Raw genomic sequence first — 3,190 nt, forward strand, 5'->3', positions numbered from 1 at the left:
CCGCGGCCGGCGGCACCGACCGCGCGGCGCTGGTCCAGCGTATCTTCGGCGCCCAGGCGGTGGCCGATGCGCTGACGCACGTGGCGCCGCAGGTGGCGGCATGATCCGCGCGCTGGTGATCGCGCTGGGGCGCCGCGTGAAGGGCGACGTCTTCACCATCGACCCGGCGCTGCCGCTGACCGCGATCGTCGCGTTCAGCGCCGCACGCGCCGCCGCCGCGCTGCGCGGGTTGCTGGTGCGCCCGTTCCTGCGTGGCGGATCGGGCATCCCCGCCTTCGTCGGCCGGCACGTTCGGCTGAAGACGCGCGGCATGATCCGGCTGGGCAAGGGCGCGACGCTGGGCGACGGGGTACTGATCCAGGGGCTGTCGCGCGGCGGGGTGACGATCGGCGCGGGGACCAGCATCGGCGCGCATTCGATCATCATGCCGACCAGCGTGATGCGCAACCTGGGCGAGGGGTGCACGATCGGCCCGAACAGCGGCATCGGCCAATATTCGTTCATCGGCTGCGGCGGCGGGGTGACGATCGGCCGCGACGTCATCATGGGCCAGTATGTCAGCTTCCACACCGAAAACCACCTGCACGACGATCTGGACCGCCCGATCATCGCGCAGGGCGTGCGCCGTGCGCCGGTGGTGGTGGAGGACGATTGCTGGGTCGGTGTGAAGGCGACGTTCCTGTCGGGCGCGCATGTCGGGCGCGGCTGTATCGTCGCGGCGGGCGCGGTGGTGCGCGGCACGATCCCGCCCTATTCGATCATCGGCGGCGTGCCCGCGCGGATCATCGGCACGCGTGCGCCGGGCGATGCGGTGCCCGCCGACCTGCTGGCGGGCGGCGGGGACGGCGCGGTCAGCGCGGCGTGATCGTTGTGCGCAGCGTCAGCGCGCTGGTGTTCGCCGCCTCGAAATAGATGGCGGTGCGCTGGCCGTAGCGGCCGGCGCGGTCGGGTGCCTGCGACACGAACACGCGGCCGGGCCGGTCAGCGGCCAGCGTCAGCGTGAACGACGCCCCGCCGCCGCACGCCAGCGTTGCCGACCAGCGCGCGGTAGCGCCCGATACCTGCGTCTGCCGCCACCATCCAAACCCGTCGCCGGCGGGCGCCGCGCCGGGGGAGAGAGCGCCCCCGGGTGTCACCGGACAATCGGCGTTGAACACAGCGCCCAGGCGGTGCGACGTCCCCGCGGTTGCGGTGATCTTCGTCTCGTCGACCGCGCCATCGCCGCCAACCGACAAGCTGCGCGTCACCGAGGCGCCGGGATAGCCGTCATGCCGTGCGGCGATCCGTCCGTCGGCGAACGAGATCAACTGCCCCGGCTTGAACGCCGCCTGTCCGTGGCCGTCGACGATCGGCGCGTCGTGCGCGACCGAGCGGCGCAGGTAATCGAGGAACAGCGCCGAGCCATAGGCCGCGCTGCCCTGGTCGCTGGTCACCGGCACGCCGCGATAGCGCAGTTCATAGGCGAGCGCGTCGCCCTGCGCATGGCTGGTGCTGCGCTGGCCGTAGAGGAAGAACGCCTCCCAATCGCCTTCGCGCAGCATCGCGGCCTGCGAATAGGGCCAATCGTGCGAGGCGGTCTGCGCCGGGGGTGGGGCCATCGGCATGTCGGGATCGAGCAGCGTCGCCCAGGACAGCGGCAGCGCCCCGGCGCGGATCGGCATGGTCCGCTGCGTCCTTTCGATCAGCGCTGGCGGGAACGCCTGCGTCCCGTAGGTCGTGTCGCCATAGGCGGGCAGCGTGCCGTCGGCGAAGCGCATCAGCGCGCGCGAGATCAGCATCCGCTGCGTCGTTTCCATCGCCGCGCGCAGCGGCGCGTCGCGGCCGTTGAGCGAGGCGAAGGTGAACAGGCTGGCCAGCGCCTGGATCGTATAGGCGGCATAGCCGGCGCTCGGTTCGAACCACAGCCCGTCGGGGGTCACGCCGCGCTCCAGCATCGCGCGGATGCCGTTGGGGCCGTCGATCGCGGCAGCATAATCGGCGTCGCGCCCCAGGTGCGCGGCCAGCACCGCCGACGCGCTCGCCTGCCACACCGCGATGTTGTTGCGGCCCTTGTTCGACGTCACGATATCGCCCAGCATCGGGGCGAACAGCCCCGTATTCCACTGCGCGACCCGCCCCGGATCGACCGTGGGGGCAATCAGCCGCGCGGCATCCGCAAGGCTGATGGAGGCGGTCGCCTCGTCCAGGCTCTGCCCCATCATCCGCGACTGGCCGGAAAAGGTCTGAAGCGGCCAGCGGGCATAGCTGGCGGCATAGAGATCGAGCTGCTGCGCGGCCCAGTCGCGATAGCGCGCCTGCCCGGTAAGCCGGAACAGCCGCGCGGCATCCAGCACCGTCTGGATATTGGCGGTGCGGCGATAGAAGACCCAGGCGCCATGCGCCTTGCTGCCCGCCGGCGGCTCCGGGGTGGTCCATTGCCACGCCACCGGCAGCCCGCTGCGCGTGTCGACCATGTCGTGCGCCCAGCCCGCGACCCAGTCCGGGCGGTCGCCATAGCCCGCGATCCAGCTGTCGGTGCGGGCGCGCACGCCGCGCAGCCATTGCTGCGCGGCCGGATCGGTCGCGATGCGCTGGCGTGCGGCCGCCCAATCCTCCACCGCGCGGCGTAGCGGCTGGCCGAACAGATAGGGCGCGGCATCCGCCGCCGCCCGCGCGGCCATGTCGGTCGCCTGCGCCTCCGCCTGTGCCGGTTCGTCCTCGACGCCCGTCACCAGGGCGATCGCGATCAGCAGCAGCGTCGGTTTCATGGTGGTCAACCTCTCAGCGCGGGAATCCAGTCGCTCAACACCGCGCGCAGCCGTTCGCTCATCGTCTCGGACGAAAAATGGCCGGCAAACCGCTGTGCCGCGCCCGTCGCATGGGCGGACAGCGACGCCGGATCGGCGATCACCCCGGCCAGGATCGCGGCCAGCGCGTCGGCATCGTTGGGCGGGAACAGCCAGCCGGAAGCATCATCGACGATCTCGACCAGCCCGCCGTGCGCCGCCGCGATCACCGGGCGGCCGTGCGCCATCGCCTCGATCGCGACGCGCCCGAACGGTTCGGGCAGGCGCGAGGGGACGACGCACAGGTCGGCCCAGCGATACACTTCCTCCGGATCGTCGCGGAACGGCTCCAGCGAGACGACGTCGCTAAGCGTCGCGGCGGCGATCTGCGCCTCCAGCGCCTCGATCGGTTCGCGCACGTCGTT

3 protein-coding genes are annotated in these 3,190 nt (G+C 71.9%); 1 reads left to right on the plus strand and 2 read right to left on the minus strand.

The window, feature by feature from the left end; translation table 11 throughout:
- Positions 1-100 precede the first annotated feature (100 nt).
- The gene (locus AX685_RS05680; RefSeq protein ID WP_066486297.1) at positions 101-865 is read left to right on the plus strand and encodes an acyltransferase; all 765 of its coding nucleotides are present in this window, start codon (positions 101-103) and stop codon (positions 863-865) included.
- On the opposite strand, the gene AX685_RS05685 is transcribed toward AX685_RS05680, so the two are convergent.
- Together AX685_RS05685 and AX685_RS05690 are read right to left on the minus strand one after the other, a co-directional pair.
- Positions 852-2,747 carry a heparinase II/III domain-containing protein gene (locus tag AX685_RS05685; RefSeq protein ID WP_066486299.1) on the minus strand — a complete coding sequence of 632 codons (1,896 nt, stop codon included), beginning with the start codon at positions 2,745-2,747 and terminating at the stop codon, positions 852-854. The genes AX685_RS05680 and AX685_RS05685 overlap by 14 nt on opposite strands.
- A 5-nt stretch (positions 2,748-2,752) precedes the next feature.
- On the minus strand, positions 2,753-3,190 hold a 438-nt coding region (locus AX685_RS05690; protein WP_156445693.1), incomplete at its 5' end, for a glycosyltransferase.

The sequence above is a fragment of the Sphingomonas sp. CCH9-F2 genome (genome assembly GCF_001556735.1).
Classification (GTDB): Bacteria; Pseudomonadota; Alphaproteobacteria; order Sphingomonadales; family Sphingomonadaceae; genus Sphingomonas; species Sphingomonas ginsenosidimutans.